Origin of the sequence: Aminobacter aganoensis, from assembly GCF_014206975.1 — a bacterium.
Taxonomy (GTDB): Bacteria; Pseudomonadota; Alphaproteobacteria; order Rhizobiales; family Rhizobiaceae; genus Aminobacter; species Aminobacter aganoensis.
Genome location: NZ_JACHOU010000027.1, coordinates 1 through 14,173 on the forward strand (window position 1 = coordinate 1; position 14,173 = coordinate 14,173).

The following is a 14,173-nucleotide window of genomic DNA, read 5'->3' on the forward strand; positions in this document are numbered from 1 at the left end:
AAGGACGTGCCGATCCTGTGCCGCATCGATACCCTCGACGAACTCGACTACTTCAAGAACGGCGGCATCCTGCAATACGTCCTGCGCGACCTCGCAGCGTGACCTGACACGGGCTGGGCGCCGGCGGTCGATCCGGCGCCCATGCCATGACACGGCGGCAGATTCTGCCGCCAGCGACCCCGCGCCGGCGCGTTCCGCTCCGGACAATCCCGGACCGATCCGTGACCGCTGTCCTCTTCGCCTGCATGACGATCACCGTGTTCCTGACATCGCTGCTGTCGGGCATCTTCGGCATGGCCGGCGGGATGATCCTGCTCTGGGTGCTGTTCTTCCTCGTGCCCGTGGCGACCGCGATCGCGGTCCACGGCATGGTGCAGATGGTGTCGAACGGATCGCGGGCCTGGTTCTCGCGCGACTATCTGGACCTGCGCATCCTGGCCATCCTGACTGCCGGGCTGTTCAGCGCCGCTCTCCTGCTGTTTGTAGTCGCCTATCGCCCGAGCCTCGTCGTCGTCTCCATCGTCATCGGCCTGATGCCGGTTCTCGTATGGCTGCCGGTCAAGAGGCTGGAGCTCGACGCGTCGAAGCCGCTGCATGCCTATGCCTGCGGCTTCATATCCGGCGGCCTTGCGATAAGCGTCGGCGTCTCCGGGCCGAGCATCGACATCTTCTTCATCCGGACCGGCATGGACAGGCGGACGATCATCGCCACCAAGGCCGCCATCCAGTTCCTGACCCATGCGACGAAGGTGGCGTTCTATTGGGACGCGGCGCTGACCCTGTCGTCAGAGGGCTGGCTTGCGGTCGTCGCGGCGGTGCCTATCGCCGTTCTCGGCACGCGGTCCGGCAACCTCATCCTACAGCGCATGACGGATGCGAATTTCCGCGCCTGGACGCGCTGGATCGTGACCGGCATCGGCGCCGTCTATTTCGTCTCGGGACTGATGCAACTCGCTTGACCGGGCCGTGGCCCGGACCAACGGCCGGCGGCTTCAGCTTTCGGTCTTGGTGATGACGAGACGGACGTCGAGCGCCGCCTTGATGTGGTCGACGGCGGCCTTCTCCGCGCCTTCCGCGTCGCGCCGGCGTATTGCCTCGATGATGGAGACATGTTCCTCGGTCGCCGTGGCGGTCCGGCCCTTCTGGATGAAGGTCGTGTCGGGCAGCAGCGCGATCGTTTCCTGCAGGTCTTCCACCGCCTGGCGAAGATAGCGGTTGCGGGCCGCGTCGTAGAGCCGGGCGTGGAACTGCCGGTTCCATTGCGCGGCGAGCTTCGGATTTTCTGCTGCGGCGGCGAATTCGGCATTGAGCCGTTCGAGATTGGCGATCTCGGCTTCGGTCGCGTGGCGCGCGGCGAAGCGGGCAACAATGCCCTCGAGCTCCTCGCGCATGGCGTAGAGTTCGAAAATCTGCCGCATCGACAGGATCGAGACGGCGACGCCGCGTCCGGGCGCGGCCTCGAGAAGACCCTTCTCCTGCAGCCGCCCGAGCGCCTCGCGGACAGGCGTCCGGCTGACGCTGAGGCGGGCGGCCACTTCCTCTTCGCGCAGCGGGTCGCCCGGCCGGTAGATGCCGTCCCGAATGGCCGCCAGGATGGCCTGATAGGTGCTCTGGCCGCGGGTCTTGGACAGCAGATCCTTCGATGCGGGCATCGCTTGCTCTCTCCAGTGTGGACATTCCGGCTATAGGAGGAAATGGCCATTGTCCACGGTCTTGCTTTATTGCATGCAATTGGATGCAGAATTGAAATGACGTGATGTGGCGCCTGACTATGGATGACAGCCGGACGATACGAGCGCGCGGGGGAGGGCAGGCCATCCCTGTTTCCCATACGCTGCGCACGCTGGCCTTCGGCACCGCCGGCGGCGGCTTCGGCTACCTGCTCGGCCTGCCCCTTGGCTGGATGCTCGGCGCGATGGCGACGACGACGGTGCTTGCCATCGCCGGCGTGCGGGTGAGCGCTTCGCCAAAGCCCCGGGCGGCGATGATCGCCGTCATCGGGCTGATGGTCGGAAGCGCCTTCAAACCCGAGGTGCTTCGCCAGGCCGGGGAGTGGTCGGCAAGTCTCGCCGCCGTCGCCGCCTACACCGTCATCACCGCCGCTTTCGGAATCTTCGCCTGCCGCCGCCTGGGCCGGCTCGATCCGACCACGGCAGCCCTGAGCGGCATGCCGGGCGGCCTGAGCGAACTGATCGGGATGGCCACGTCGTTCAATGCCGACGTGCGCAGCGTGAGCATGGTTCATGCGACGCGCCTGGTGCTGCTGATCACCATCGTGCCGCTGTCGCTCAGCCTGTCGGGTGCGCTGGCAGCGATCGGCGGAGGCAGCGTCGACCGCACGGTCGACTGGACGATGGCATTGTCGCTCGCGGATGCGGCGGTGCTGGTGTCCTGCGCAGTCGTTGGCGTCCTGCTTGGCCGCCGCCTCCGCTTGCCCGCGGCGAACCTGACCGGTCCGCTGGTGCTTAGCGCCCTGGCCCACGTCACCGGCCTGACGGGGGCGGACGTGCCCGGCCTGGTGGTCGCGGTCGCGCAAGTGGTGATCGGGGCAACGATCGGGCAGCACTTCATCGGCGTCGAGCGGCGGGTGGTGCTGACCGGGGTCGTCCTCGGAACGGTGCTCACCGGCTTCAGCCTGGCCATGGCAGTGCTCTTCGCCATCGGTTTCGACCGGTTTCTCGATATCCCGTTCGCCGTCGGACTGCTCGCACTGGTGCCGGGCGGCCTGCCGGAGATGAGCCTGATCGCGATCTCGTTCAACGCGGACCCCGCCTTCGTCAGCCTGCATCATCTCAGCCGCGTGGTGATCATCGTCGTCGCCACGCCGCTGATCCTGCCCGCCTGGTTGCGGCTGGCAGGGGCGGCGGGTAAGGGCTGAAAGGGATGGCGGGTGTTGCCAAACCGAGATGCCGCCCTCGCCAACCGTCGCTACGCGGCAGCAACAGGAAATGATAGACCATGAGCACAGAACAACCTCCAGTCGATGGAGTGTACCGTGGCACCGGTCATCCTCACCAATCCATGTGCAGCCATCGAGCGCTATCTGGCGTTCGTCCGGCGCTGCGCCGACTATCGCCTGCATCGTTTCGACGAGCGGATGCTCCGACGCATCAAGCGCGACTTCGCACTGGTCGACCAGGCGGCCGTGCCGGCACTGACGGAGGTGCGACATGCCGCCGTTCGATCCAGTGACCGCGCGCCTTGTCGTCGCGGTTTCCCGGTACGGATCCATCGGGCGGGCGGCAGAACATGAAAACATCGCCGCTTCGGCTGTCAGCCGGCGGATCAGCGAGGTCGAGGCCCGACTCGGTGTCGCCTTGTTCGATCGTTCCCTGCAGGGCGTGCGCCTGACCCCGGCGGGAGAAACCTACGTTGCCGGCTGCCGCGAGATTCTGAGGGAGATCGCCGATCTCCATACGGAGATGGTCGATTTTGCCATTGGGACGCGTGGTTCGCTGCGGCTTGCCTGCACCAGTTCCGCCCTCTCGGGCAGGCTTCCCGAACTGCTGGCCACCTTTGCGGAAAGCCATCGCGGCATCAGCCTCGACATCCAGGAGATGTCCGCCTCGCTTGCGCTTGGAGCGATGGACGACGGACAGGCCGACATCGCTTTCGTGGCCGACAACAACGATGTCGGTCGCTTCGAGACTGAGATGTTCGAGGACGACAACGTGCTGGTTCTGTGCTCGCCGGAGCATCCGCTGGCGGAGCGGTTGCGGTCGGGAAGGCCGATCGCCTTCGACGAGGTGGCGCAGCACGAGGTGGTGGGCATCCACCACAGCGGCGCACTGGATCGCCTGTTGAGCGCTGCTGCCGCGCGCAGCGGCCGGGCGCTCGGCGAACGGGTGCGGGTAGAAACCTTTCCGTCGCTGGTGCGGATGGTGGAGGCCGGTTTCGGCATCGGCTTCCTGCGCTCGACGAGCCTGCATCTGCTCGCCGGGACCGATGTCATCAGCGTCCGCCTCTCGGACGACTGGGCCATCCGCAAGCTGCTTGCCGTGCGGCGCAGGTCGAGCCCGCTGTCCAGGCCGATCCGCGAATTCCTGGCGCTCGCGCGCAAGAGCCATGTTCCGCTTGGATAGAGGACCTTCCTTCCCGTTTCTGCATACAATAGTATACATAAAACTTGACGGCTGGTAGTCCATGGGTATCGGGCTGCTTGCGAGAGGGAGGTTCGGATGGCGGTTGATGGCGGGCCGGCGCTGCTTGTTGACGCGTCGCGGCTGGAAACCGCAGTGGCGGCGATCTTCGCAGGTCTTGGCGTTCCTGCGGACGATGCGGCAACCGTCGCGCAGTGTCTGGTGCTGGCCGACCTTCGCGGCGTGGGCACCCACGGCATCTCCCGCATCCCGATCTATGCCGACCGTTTGCGCCGGGGCCTTGTGCGCGCCCGGCCGGACATCCGCGTCACGCATCCCATGCCTGCCGCCGCGCATGTCGACGGCGATGACGGTCTCGGTTTCGTCGTCGCCCGCCGGGCAATGCAGGAAGCGATTGCCGCGGCCAGCCGCTGTGGCATCGGCGTCGCCGGGGTGCGCAACAGCACCCATTTCGGCATGGCTGCGGCCTATCTCATCGAAGCGGTGGATGCCGGCTACGCTGCCTTCGTTTTCACCAATGCCTCGCCAAGCATGCCGGTCTGGGGCGGACGCACGCCGTTCCTTGGGACGAGTCCGTTTGCCTTCGGCGCGCCGGGCGGCGTGGGATCGCCACCGATCATTCTCGACATGGCAACGTCGGTGGTGGCGCGCGGCAAGATCCGGCGCGCCATGCAGGACGGGCAGCCGATTCCCGCCGGCTGGGCGCTCGATGCCGATGGTAGGGAGACGACGGATGCGCGCCGGGCCTATGAAGGCATCGTCCTGCCTTTGGGCGGTCCCAAGGGGTCGGGACTATCGCTGATGATGGAGGTCGTAGCGGGCGTGATGACCGGCGCGGCCTATGGCGGCAAGGTCGGGGACCAGTATCGCGATCTCGACCGGCCGCAGAATGTCGGCCACAGCTTCATCGCTTTTCGCCCCGACCTGTTCCTTGGCGGGCAGGCTTATGGCGACAGGCTGGACGACCTGGTGGAACGCGCGCGAGCATGCCCGCGCTCGAACGAGAAGCAGCCGATCCTCTTGCCGGGCGAACCGGAAGCCGCCCGTGCGGAGGCAGCGCTTGCCGGCGGACTGCCGCTCACCGCCGCGGAACTCGCGATGCTGCGCGAGCAGGCTGCGCTCGTCGGCATCTCTCTTGATCCAGATTCGCTTGGAAAGGTCTGAACGCCATGCTCCGTATCGCGATCCTCGACGATTATCAGGATGTGGCGCTGTCGCTGGCCGACTGGGCCTCGCTTGGCGACGATTACGAGGTCGTCCGTTTCGGCAGGAACCTGGCAACGGAGGACGAAGCCGCCGGTGCGCTCGCCGGATTCGACGTGCTGTGCCTCATGCGCGAGCGGATGCCGCTGCCGGCTTCGCTGATCGGCAGGCTGCCGGCCCTGAAGCTGGTCGTCGTCACCGGCGCCCGCGTGCGCACGATCGACATGGCGGCGGCGGTTGCTCGCGGCATCACCGTCTGCCACACCCATGCGGGTGAATCTGCCCATGCGACGCCGGAAATCGCCTGGGGCCTCATCCTGGCGCTCGCCCGTTCGATCCCCGAGGAGGACGCCCGCATCCGTGCGGGCGGATGGCAACAGACAGTCGGCACCGTCCTCGGCGGCAAGACGCTGGGGCTCGTCGGGCTCGGCAAGCTGGGCAGCCGCATGGTGCCGATCGCCAAGGCGTTCGGGATGAAGGTGATCGCCTGGAGCCCGAACCTGACGGATGAACGCGCCGCCGAGGCCGGCGCACGCCGCGTCGACAAGGAGACGCTGTTTCGCGAGGCCGACGTGGTGTCGCTGCACCTCGTTTTAGGCGAGCGCAGCCGCCACGTCGTCGGGGCAAGCGAACTCGGGCAGATGAAGCAAGGCGCCTGGCTGATCAACACTGCGCGCGGGCCGCTGGTGGACGAAACGGCCCTGATAGATGCGCTTCGGCAGGGGCGGATCAAGGCGGGGCTCGACGTCTTCGATGTCGAGCCGCTTCCGGCCGGCCATCCGTTGCGCACGATCCTGAACACCGTGCTGACGCCGCATCTCGGCTATGTCACGGAGGGTGCCTATGAGGCCTTCTATCGCGATGCGGTCGAGAATATTAAGGCCTGGCGCGCCGGCATGCCGATGCGGGTGCTGGCCGAGCCCAAGAGGGAGGAAGATCGTGACGGACATCGTTAAGACGGCGGACCTGGTCGACAGCAATGACGCCGAGGTGCGGTTCTGTGAAATGCAATGGAGGATGTATGGCAAGCGGAAGGGATTTCACGGCGAAGTCGTCACGCTGAAGACTTTCGAGGACAACCGGCTGCTGCGGGCAACGCTCGAAGGGGACGGCGCGGGCCGGGTGCTCGTCGTCGATGGTGGCGGGTCGCTGCGCTGTGCGCTGGTCGGCGATCAGATCGCCGCCCTCGGCTTCGCCAATGGCTGGCGCGGCCTGCTGATCCACGGAGCGATCCGCGACAGCGCCGACATCGATGCGATGGATTTCTGCGTGATGGCGCTCGGCCAGGCGCCAAAGAAGAGCGGCAAGACGGGTCATGGTGCGCGCGACGTGACGCTCGCCTTCGGCAATGTCGAGTTCCGCACCGGACAATATCTTTATGCCGACATGGACGGCGTGCTGGTGGCCGACAGGGCGGTGCATCAGGCGGGCTGACCAGGGCAGGACAATAGTGTCTTATCAAGGACGGCGCGTGGGCAGGGCCCGCGCGCCGTCTTCGTTTCCGGCTCAGCCGAGAGCGGCGACGAGCGTGTCGGTGAACTCCTTCGTTCCGAGCGGTCCGCCGAGGTCGCGGGTCCGTGTCGCGACTTGGGCGATGACCCGGTCGATGGTGTTCTCGATCAGGGTCGCGGCCTCGACGTGGCGCGGGTCGCCCGAGCGCTCGCCGTGCCAGCGCAGCAACATGGCCGCCGACAGGATCATGGAGGTCGGATTGGCCTTGTCCTTGCCGGCGATGTCGGGCGCCGAGCCGTGCTGGGCCTGCGCGGCGGCATTGTCGGTGCCGGCGTTCAGGGAACCTGCCAGGCCCAGGCTGCCGGAGAGCTCGGAAGCCAGGTCGGACAGGGTGTCGCCATAGAAGTTCGTCGTGCAGATGACGTCGTAGCGGCTTGCATCGCGAACCAGCAGCGCCGCCATCGCGTCGATCAGAACCTCCTCGAGCTGAACGTCGGGGTAGTCGGCCGCGACCTTGCGCACCTCCTTCAGGAACAGCCCGTCGGTGACGACGAAGGCATTCGCCTTGTGCACTGCGGTGACCTTCTTGCGGCGGGTCCGCGCCAACTCGAAGGAAGCCCTGGCGATGCGCTCGCTCGCCTTTGCCGTCACCTTTCGCATCGAGATCGCGACGTCTTCCGTCGGCATGTATTCGCCGCTGCCGGCATGCATGTTGCGGTCGGGGTACATGCCCTCAGTCGCCTCCCGCATGATGACGAGGTCCATCGCCGTGCCGCGATGGAAGACGCTCTCGCGGGTGCGTGCGGGACGGATGTTGGCGAAAAGGTCGAGCTGGGTGCGGAAGGCCGCCGAGACGTTGATGCCGCCCTTGTCGCGCGGCGGATAGTCGAGATGGGAGATAGGGCCGAGCAGGGTTCCGTCCATTTGGCGCGCCAGGTCGAGCAGGTCTGGCGGCAGCGTCGTGCCGATCTTTTGCAGCGATGCGAAGCCGATGTCACGCGTCGTGTAGCTGAAGCCGAGCGAAAAGCGGCGGTCGACGGCGTTCAGGACCGCCACCGTAGCGCCGACGATTTCAGGGCCGATGCCGTCGCCGGGTAGGACAAGCAGTTTCATGATGTTACGACTCCAGGATCGGATACCGAGGTTGTGTTGGGGGCCGGCGCTTCATGCCGCCGGCGTCGATACCAGCGTGGCCGACGGCACGAAGACGGTGCCCTCCATCAGCTTGCGCGCGGTGCGCACGACGCCGCCGCTGATGATCTCGACGGCGTTGCCGTCTGGCCTCGTCGTCATGGCGACGTCGATGACGCCGGTCGGATGCTCGATGATCACCGTGCAGTCGTCGCTTTCGGGCCGGCTGGCGAGGCCGGCAGCCACCGTGCCGGGAACCAGCACGCAGGAGGACACGCACAGCCCGCCGGTGACGGCGAATGCGGCATGGGTCTTGTGGGGCACGAAGTAGCGGGCGGCGACGCTTCCGCCCTCGCGCGGTGCAGCCAGCATGGCCATCTTCGGCACGACCTTGCCGGTCACGTCGCCGAGGCCCATGCGCCGGCCCGCTTCCATGCGCATCGCTTCCATGCGCGCGAAGAAATCCTTGTCGGCATCGAGTTCCGCGGCCGACTCATAGCCCGTCTTGCCGAGGTCGGCGGCGCGGACGATCATCATCGGCACCGCAACGTCGATGAGCGTGGCCTTGACCCCGTCGATCACCTCCATCGGCTTGCCCGTCGGCAACAGGCTGCCCGTCTTCGATCCGACGATGTCCATGAAGTTGAGCCGGATCTCGGCCGCCGTGCCCGGAACCCCGTCGATCCGCTCGTTGCCCTCGTAGTTCACGACGCCGTCCGGCGTCTCGACGATCGCCTCGATGCGGCTCTGGGTGTTGATGTCGTAGATGACGACACTGGTCTTTTCGCCGCCGACCGGCACTATGCCCATCTCGATGGCGAAGGGACCGACGCCGGACAGCATGTTGCCGCAGGAGGGCGAGGTGTCGACGATTGCCTTGTCGACCGAAACCTGCGCGAAGAGATAGTCGACATCGACGCCGTCCCGGTCCGACGGGCCGACCATCGCGACCTTGCTGGTCAGCGTATCGGCGCCGCCGATGCCGTCGATCTGGCGGATGTCGGGCGAGCCCATGGCGGCCAGCAGCACTCGGGCCCGGACTTCTGGATCCTGCGGGATATCCTGCATCTTGAAATAGGGTCCCTTGGATGTTCCTCCGCGCATGAGGATACAGGGAATGGCGTGTTGTGCGGGCAAGGTGACCTCGTTCGGTAATGTCGACAATTGGATGCAATTGCACACTTCGAAAATCGGCATGCAAAAACCCCGGCGTTGCCGCCGGGGCGGAATTCAGCGCAGGGGCCAGACCAGCTGGTCGTAGAAGTAGTGTTGCAGCAGGCCGCCGGGCAGGTTCATGTTGAGGATCGACGTCAGCACCAGCACCAGGCCGACGGCCGCGGCGGTCAGGACGGCCGCCTGCAGCCAGCTTGATTTCGCGACGACCTTCAGGAACGTCAGGAAGAAGCCGATGAGGGCGAGCGTGAAGCCGAGAAGGCCGATCGCGATGACGAAGCCGACCAGCCAGCCGACGAACCGCCACAGGCTGCCGCTGCTTGCGCCATCGTCCAGGTCGAAGTTGACGTTGCCTGCCGGCCCGCGTCCCGTTGCGCCCCTGACCTGCCAGAACAGCACGAAGGCGGCAGTCAGGAGGCCGACGGCACCGACCGAGACAGGGAACACCGCGTCGAGGAACGAGTTCTGTGCCCCTTCGGCGATCGTGAAGATGAAGAAGCCGACGGTGACGATGGTGAAGATCGCCTGCGGCCACAGGTTCTTGGCGGCGGCCGTTTCGTCTTCCTCGCGCTCGAAGTCGATGTCGGTGGTGATTCCGCCGGGGACGGTCGCTTCCTTCGGAGCCTGGCGAGACCGGCTGGTGAACCAGAGCGAGGCGATCGTTACCAGTGCGATCGTGACGGCGATGGGCCGGAGCGGGAAGCCATAGCCATAGAACTGGACCGCCTGGTAGAAATAGGTCTCCACCTGCCCAGCCAGCACGAAGCCGATGAGGAAGGCGGGCCGGGGCCAGCCGAAGCGTTTCAGGAAGATGCCCGTCAGCGCGATGACCAGCAGGGCCAGGATGTCTTCGAAGGATCGTGTCGACTGGAACGCGCCGAAGACGATGATGAGGATCATGAAGGGCGCAAACAGCACGAAGCGGATGGTCGTCAGGCGCGCGATGCTCGGCGACAGGGCGATGCAGGCCGCGGTGCCGACGACGTTGGCGAGTGCCAGCGTCCAGACCACGGTGTAGGTCAGGTCGAGGTCGCGCTTCGGATCGGCCATGCCGGGACCCGGCTGAAGCCCGATCAGGATCATCGCGGCGAGAAAGATCGCCATCGAGCCGGAACCGGGGATGCCGAACAGCAGGGTCGGGATGAGGTTGCCGCCGGCGCAGGAGTTGTTGGCCGCTTCCGGCCCGATGACGCCACGGATGTCACCCTTGCCGAACTGCGACTTGTCCTTCGCGCTTTGGACGGTATGGCCGTAGGAGATCCAGTCCGAAACGCTGCCGCCAAGGCCCGGCATCAGGCCGACGCAGGCGCCGATCGTGGCGCAGCGCAGCGTCAGCCACTTCTCCCGCCAGGTGTCGCGCACGCCGGCCAGCCAGCCGCGGCCGAGCTTGCCGGTGCTCGAAATGCTCGCCTGGCCCCGCAGCAGGTCGAGCACCTCGGGAAGCGCGAAGATGCCGAGGCCGATGATGGTGATCTCGAGGCCGCTCATCAGGTAGAGCGAATCGAAGGTCATGCGTTCGCCGCCATTGGCGGGAGCGGTGCCGATGGCCCCGAAGGCAAGGCCGAGCGCGCAGGCGGCCACGCCCTTGGCGAGGCTGCTGCCCGACAGCACGCCCACCATGGACAGGCCGAAAATGGCCAGCATGAACAGCTCGGCCGAGGTGAAGCTCAGGATGAGCGGACGCGCCACGATGACGATGGCGGTGAGGCACAGGGCGCCGAACAGGCCGCCGATCATGGAAGCCGAGAACGACGCGCTCAGCGCGCGTGCCGCTTCGCCCTTGCGGGCAAGCGGGAAGCCGTCGAGCACCGTCGCCTGCGAGGCGGACGATCCGGGGATGCCCATGAGAATACAGGAGAAGGTATCGGAGGTGGGGATGACCGCCAGCAGTCCGACCATCATCGCAATCGCGGCGGTCGGCTCCATGCCGTAGACGAATGGCAGCAGCAGCGACATGCCGGCGATGCCGCCGAGTGCGGGCAGGATGCCGACGACGAGGCCGATCGCCACGCCGATCATCATGTAGCTGAGGTGATGGAGGGTCAGCAGGTTCTGGAGCGAAGTGACGAACACATCGATCACTGGGGCTGTCCTTTCGATAGGCAACGGTTGCGGGCGGCGCCCTCGCGCCGGCCTTGTCAACGTCGGCAGGTGAATGTTCGAGCCCGACAGGCGTCGTGCAGAGTACCCGACGCCTGTCGGCGGCGGGTACTCTGGCGATCAGAGCTTGACCTGGTATTCCGTGTCCAGGAAGTTGCGCACCCAGTCGCGCGCCTCGGGCTTGATCGTCGTGGCGACCTTGTAGAGCTGCTCGATGTCGTTGCCGACGGCCTGGGTGTAGTCGCCGAGGACGTCGCCCTTGGCCTTCTGCAGTTCCGGATCGGCCACGGCGTCGGCAAAGGCCTTGCGATAGGTCGCGACGATGTCGTCCGAGGTGCCTTCCGGCAGCATGCACGGCTTCTGGGCCGCGAAGCCCGAGCCGAAGAAGGCGAGATAGGCGTCGTATTCCACGCCCGATGGCTTCTTGCCGTGCATCATCTCGTAGGCTTCGACGAAATGCGGCAGGTCGGGGAAGGTCGGATCGCGGGCGACGTTGCCCTGGGCATCGAGGATGCCCCAGGAGAACATCGGAACGGCCGTTCCGGCCTCGACTAGCGGGGTGACGTTGGTCAGGTAGGCGGAGGAGGTCTGGTAGTCGATCGTCGCTTCGCCGCGCTCGAAGGCAAGGCGCCCGTCGCCGCGTCCCTGCATGCCGAACACATGGCGGACCTTGAGGCCGAGCAGGCGGAAGGCAAGCATCGGCACGAGGTCGAGCGAGGTCGCGCCCTGGCTACCGTAGACCAGGTCCTGGTCCTTGATCTTGCCAAGTTCGGCCGGCGACTTCACTTCGAACTTGGCGGGCAGATAGCACACGCCACCGGTCGGCGAGACCAGCACGGGAATGAGCTTGGCGTAGTCGTAGCGCACGCGCGGATCGCCGAGCAGGAACGGGAACTGCGTCGATCCCGAGGTGCCGAGGATCGCAAGCCCGTCGGGCCGCGCGCGGGCGACGAATTCGTTCGATCCGGTGATCGATCCGCCGCCGGGCACGTTCCGGACCACGACGTTGGGATTGCCCGGCAAATACTTCGACAGATACGGGGCGAAGAAGCGCGCCCAGACGTCCGAACCGCCGCCCTCGGAGAACGGCATCCACCATTCGACGGTCTTGCCGGCGAAATCGACCGAAGCCTGCGAAAATGCAGGACGCACTCCGGCTAGTCCAAGTGCCGCTGCGGCCGAGCCGGCGGCAAGCAGTTGACGACGCGTAAATTCAGTCATGTTTTTTCCTCCCCAAAAATCAGTGCGTTCAAATGTATACAAACGTACACATAACAATTGGAAACGCCAAGTCCCATGATCGCCCTCGGCGGCATCGTCGTCGTCGTTTCACCCTTGAGGCATATGCGCCAAGTGGATTATTAAGTTAAGTGCAAAATTTTGGAGCAGTGATGCGTCATGAGCATCAATTGTGAAATCCTCGATCTCAGGGCCTTTCTCGGAGTCGTCGAACTTGAGAGCTTTCACCGGGCGGCGGATGCCCTGAACCTTTCGCAGCCGGCTCTCAGCCGGCGCATCCAGAAGCTGGAGGCATCGATCGGGGCGCCGCTTCTCGAGCGTACGACCCGGCATGTTTCGGCCACCGCGCTCGGCCTCGAACTGGTGCCGCTGGTTCAGCGCATGCTAGAGGAGTTCGACAGCTCGCTCTTTGCGGCCCGCGGTCGGGGCGTGCGGCGAAGCGAACTGGTGACGATCGCCTGCCTGCCGACCGCCGCCTTCTATTTTTTGCCGACTGTGATCAAGCAGTTCAACCAGGAATATCCCGACATCCGCTTCCGCATTCTCGACCTGACGGCGACGGAGGGGCTGCAGGCCGTCTCGCGCGGCGAAGTGGAGTTCGGCATCAACTTCATAGGCACCTCCGATCCGGAGCTCATCTTCGATCGCATCGCCGAAGATCCGTTCGTGCTGGCGGCGCGGCGCGATCATCCGCTGGCGATGCGGCAGGAAGTAGGCTGGATGGATCTCGCACCCTATCCGCTGATCACGGTGCACCGCTCCAGCGGCAACCGCACCATGCTCGACGCGACGCTGGCGAGGTCGAACATCGAATTGCGGTGGTCCTACGAGGTGACGCACCTGTCGACGTCGCTCGGCCTGGTGGAAGCCGGCCTCGGCATATCCGTGCTTCCGCGCACGGCGACACCCGGTCCCGATCATCCCATCATCATCACCAGGCCGCTGGGCAACCCGCTGATTTCCCGCACCATCGGCATCGTCCGCCGGCGCGCCGCGACGCTCTCTCCTGCTGCGGAACACTTCCGGAGGATGATCATGGGGGCATGGCAAGGAGGTTCTCAAGGGGCGTGAGCAAGCGGCTCGGGATGAACCAATCGTCTCGCGAAGCGTTATCCGCCACGCACCGAATCATAGGCGAAACCATGGATCCGCATCTGTTCCGACTGGCCGGTTTCCTCTCGCGGCCGCCGGGCTTCTATCTGCTGATCGCTGCAATGATCGCGTCCACGGCCCTGGTCCCGTTCGGGCTGACGGACATCGTGACATACGGGCTGTCGGTTGCTGCGATCTTGATCACAGGCGTGGTGCTGATCCAGGGATACCGCGACACGGCCGCCATTCATGCTAAGCTGGACGAAATCGTGCTCAGTCTGAACCAGGCGCGCAACAACGTCGTAGGGCTGGAGCATTCCGACGCCAAGGAAATAAAGAGGGCGCTCAAGAAGATAGAGCGCGAAGCCAAGTTCGCCGACGATGCCGGCGCGGGCACAAAAGACCCTTGAATGGCGGCCAGTCGCCATGGTCAGGAAGCGCTAGTAGCCCACAAGCCAGAAAAATCCGCTGGCCGTTCCGAACGTCACGGCGAGATAGAGGAAGTCCGTCCAGTCGGCAGGGTCATCGGCAAGATAACCCGACGCCAGGTCATTGAGCCCAGGCGGTTCTTCGTCGGGCGGATGAATGAGGTTTCCATGATGAGGATCATACCGCATGTCGGCGGCTCCACGTTCGAGGTACACCCGATCCCTTGGCATGCAACTCGTGAAACGCGAATGTGT

15 protein-coding genes are annotated in these 14,173 nt (G+C 65.5%); 9 read left to right on the forward strand and 6 right to left on the reverse strand.

What is annotated here, in order from left to right; genetic code table 11:
- Window positions 1–221 precede the first annotated feature (221 nt).
- On the forward strand, window positions 222–959 hold the full coding sequence (locus GGR00_RS26515) for a TSUP family transporter (protein ID WP_343065654.1): 738 nt from the start codon (window positions 222–224) through the stop codon (window positions 957–959).
- Window positions 960–992: 33 nt separating this feature from the next.
- Here the strand turns inward: GGR00_RS26515 and GGR00_RS26520 are convergent, their stop codons facing one another.
- Window positions 993–1,652, reverse strand: a complete 660-nt coding sequence (locus GGR00_RS26520) for a GntR family transcriptional regulator (protein ID WP_055975658.1) — start codon at window positions 1,650–1,652, stop codon at window positions 993–995.
- A gap of 119 nt (window positions 1,653–1,771) precedes the next feature.
- Here GGR00_RS26520 and GGR00_RS26525 point away from each other — a divergent pair, with 119 nt between their 5' ends.
- The 6 genes from GGR00_RS26525 (at window position 1,772) to rraA (ending at window position 6,737) form a co-directional block, all read left to right on the forward strand.
- Entirely contained in the window at window positions 1,772–2,878 is a 1,107-nt protein-coding gene (locus GGR00_RS26525) for an AbrB family transcriptional regulator (RefSeq protein ID WP_184702398.1), read from the forward strand.
- Between the two features lie 117 nt (window positions 2,879–2,995).
- Window positions 2,996–3,253 (forward strand): hypothetical protein, encoded by a 258-nt coding sequence (locus tag GGR00_RS26530; RefSeq protein WP_162244919.1) that lies wholly within the window; start codon window positions 2,996–2,998, stop codon window positions 3,251–3,253.
- Window positions 3,171–4,082, forward strand: a complete 912-nt coding sequence (locus GGR00_RS26535) for a LysR family transcriptional regulator (RefSeq protein WP_184702400.1) — start codon at window positions 3,171–3,173, stop codon at window positions 4,080–4,082. Before GGR00_RS26530 ends, GGR00_RS26535 begins: the two co-directional genes overlap by 83 nt.
- 96 nt (window positions 4,083–4,178) lie before the next feature.
- The gene (locus GGR00_RS26540) at window positions 4,179–5,264 is read left to right on the forward strand and encodes an Ldh family oxidoreductase (protein ID WP_055975646.1); all 1,086 of its coding nucleotides are present in this window, start codon (window positions 4,179–4,181) and stop codon (window positions 5,262–5,264) included.
- 5 nt (window positions 5,265–5,269) lie between these two features.
- A complete protein-coding gene (locus tag GGR00_RS26545; protein WP_055975642.1) occupies window positions 5,270–6,259 on the forward strand; it encodes a D-2-hydroxyacid dehydrogenase family protein in 990 nt (329 codons plus the stop codon).
- Window positions 6,243–6,737 (forward strand): ribonuclease E activity regulator RraA, encoded by a 495-nt coding sequence (gene rraA, locus GGR00_RS26550; protein WP_055975639.1) that lies wholly within the window; start codon window positions 6,243–6,245, stop codon window positions 6,735–6,737. The genes GGR00_RS26545 and rraA overlap by 17 nt, the downstream gene beginning before the upstream one ends.
- Window positions 6,738–6,809: 72 nt before the next feature.
- Here the strand turns inward: rraA and GGR00_RS26555 are convergent, their stop codons facing one another.
- The 4 genes from GGR00_RS26555 to GGR00_RS26570 form a co-directional block, all read right to left on the reverse strand.
- Window positions 6,810–7,868, reverse strand: a complete 1,059-nt coding sequence (locus tag GGR00_RS26555; protein ID WP_184702402.1) for an isocitrate/isopropylmalate dehydrogenase family protein — start codon at window positions 7,866–7,868, stop codon at window positions 6,810–6,812.
- A 51-nt stretch (window positions 7,869–7,919) separates the two neighbouring features.
- On the reverse strand, window positions 7,920–9,083 hold the full coding sequence (locus GGR00_RS26560; RefSeq protein ID WP_184702404.1) for a 4-oxalomesaconate tautomerase: 1,164 nt from the start codon (window positions 9,081–9,083) through the stop codon (window positions 7,920–7,922).
- A 33-nt stretch (window positions 9,084–9,116) separates the two neighbouring features.
- Window positions 9,117–11,141 carry a tripartite tricarboxylate transporter permease gene (locus tag GGR00_RS26565; protein WP_343065655.1) on the reverse strand — a complete coding sequence of 675 codons (2,025 nt, stop codon included), beginning with the start codon at window positions 11,139–11,141 and terminating at the stop codon, window positions 9,117–9,119.
- Window positions 11,142–11,279: 138 nt separating this feature from the next.
- Window positions 11,280–12,380, reverse strand: coding sequence for a Bug family tripartite tricarboxylate transporter substrate binding protein (locus GGR00_RS26570; protein ID WP_184702406.1), 1,101 nt, complete (start codon window positions 12,378–12,380; stop codon window positions 11,280–11,282).
- Window positions 12,381–12,557: 177 nt separating this feature from the next.
- Here GGR00_RS26570 and GGR00_RS26575 point away from each other — a divergent pair, with 177 nt between their 5' ends.
- Both GGR00_RS26575 and GGR00_RS26580 read left to right on the forward strand, forming a co-directional pair.
- The gene (locus tag GGR00_RS26575; RefSeq protein WP_055975624.1) at window positions 12,558–13,469 is read left to right on the forward strand and encodes a LysR family transcriptional regulator; all 912 of its coding nucleotides are present in this window, start codon (window positions 12,558–12,560) and stop codon (window positions 13,467–13,469) included.
- Between the two features lie 71 nt (window positions 13,470–13,540).
- Window positions 13,541–13,900, forward strand: coding sequence for a low affinity iron permease family protein (locus tag GGR00_RS26580; RefSeq protein WP_055975620.1), 360 nt, complete (start codon window positions 13,541–13,543; stop codon window positions 13,898–13,900).
- Between the two features lie 30 nt (window positions 13,901–13,930).
- Here the strand turns inward: GGR00_RS26580 and GGR00_RS26585 are convergent, their stop codons facing one another.
- Window positions 13,931–14,107, reverse strand: a complete 177-nt coding sequence (locus GGR00_RS26585) for a hypothetical protein (RefSeq protein ID WP_156381238.1) — start codon at window positions 14,105–14,107, stop codon at window positions 13,931–13,933.
- Between the last annotated feature and the right edge of the window lie 66 nt (window positions 14,108–14,173).

Excerpts from the sequence above, each read along its gene's own strand:
- GGR00_RS26545 (WP_055975642.1), top strand. The coding sequence starts at position 5,270 with ATGCTCCGTATCGCGATCCTCGACGATTATCAGGATGTGGCGCTGTCG.
- GGR00_RS26535 (WP_184702400.1), top strand. The coding sequence starts at position 3,171 with ATGCCGCCGTTCGATCCAGTGACCGCGCGCCTTGTCGTCGCGGTTTCC.
- GGR00_RS26560 (WP_184702404.1), bottom strand. The coding sequence starts at position 9,083 with ATGCCGATTTTCGAAGTGTGCAATTGCATCCAATTGTCGACATTACCG.
- GGR00_RS26555 (WP_184702402.1), bottom strand. The coding sequence starts at position 7,868 with ATGAAACTGCTTGTCCTACCCGGCGACGGCATCGGCCCTGAAATCGTC.
- GGR00_RS26575 (WP_055975624.1), top strand. The coding sequence starts at position 12,558 with ATGAGCATCAATTGTGAAATCCTCGATCTCAGGGCCTTTCTCGGAGTC.
- GGR00_RS26580 (WP_055975620.1), top strand. The coding sequence starts at position 13,541 with ATGGATCCGCATCTGTTCCGACTGGCCGGTTTCCTCTCGCGGCCGCCG.
- GGR00_RS26540 (WP_055975646.1), top strand. The coding sequence starts at position 4,179 with ATGGCGGTTGATGGCGGGCCGGCGCTGCTTGTTGACGCGTCGCGGCTG.
- GGR00_RS26585 (WP_156381238.1), bottom strand. The coding sequence starts at position 14,107 with ATGCGGTATGATCCTCATCATGGAAACCTCATTCATCCGCCCGACGAA.
- GGR00_RS26570 (WP_184702406.1), bottom strand. The coding sequence starts at position 12,380 with ATGACTGAATTTACGCGTCGTCAACTGCTTGCCGCCGGCTCGGCCGCA.
- GGR00_RS26525 (WP_184702398.1), top strand. The coding sequence starts at position 1,772 with ATGGATGACAGCCGGACGATACGAGCGCGCGGGGGAGGGCAGGCCATC.
- GGR00_RS26520 (WP_055975658.1), bottom strand. The coding sequence starts at position 1,652 with ATGCCCGCATCGAAGGATCTGCTGTCCAAGACCCGCGGCCAGAGCACC.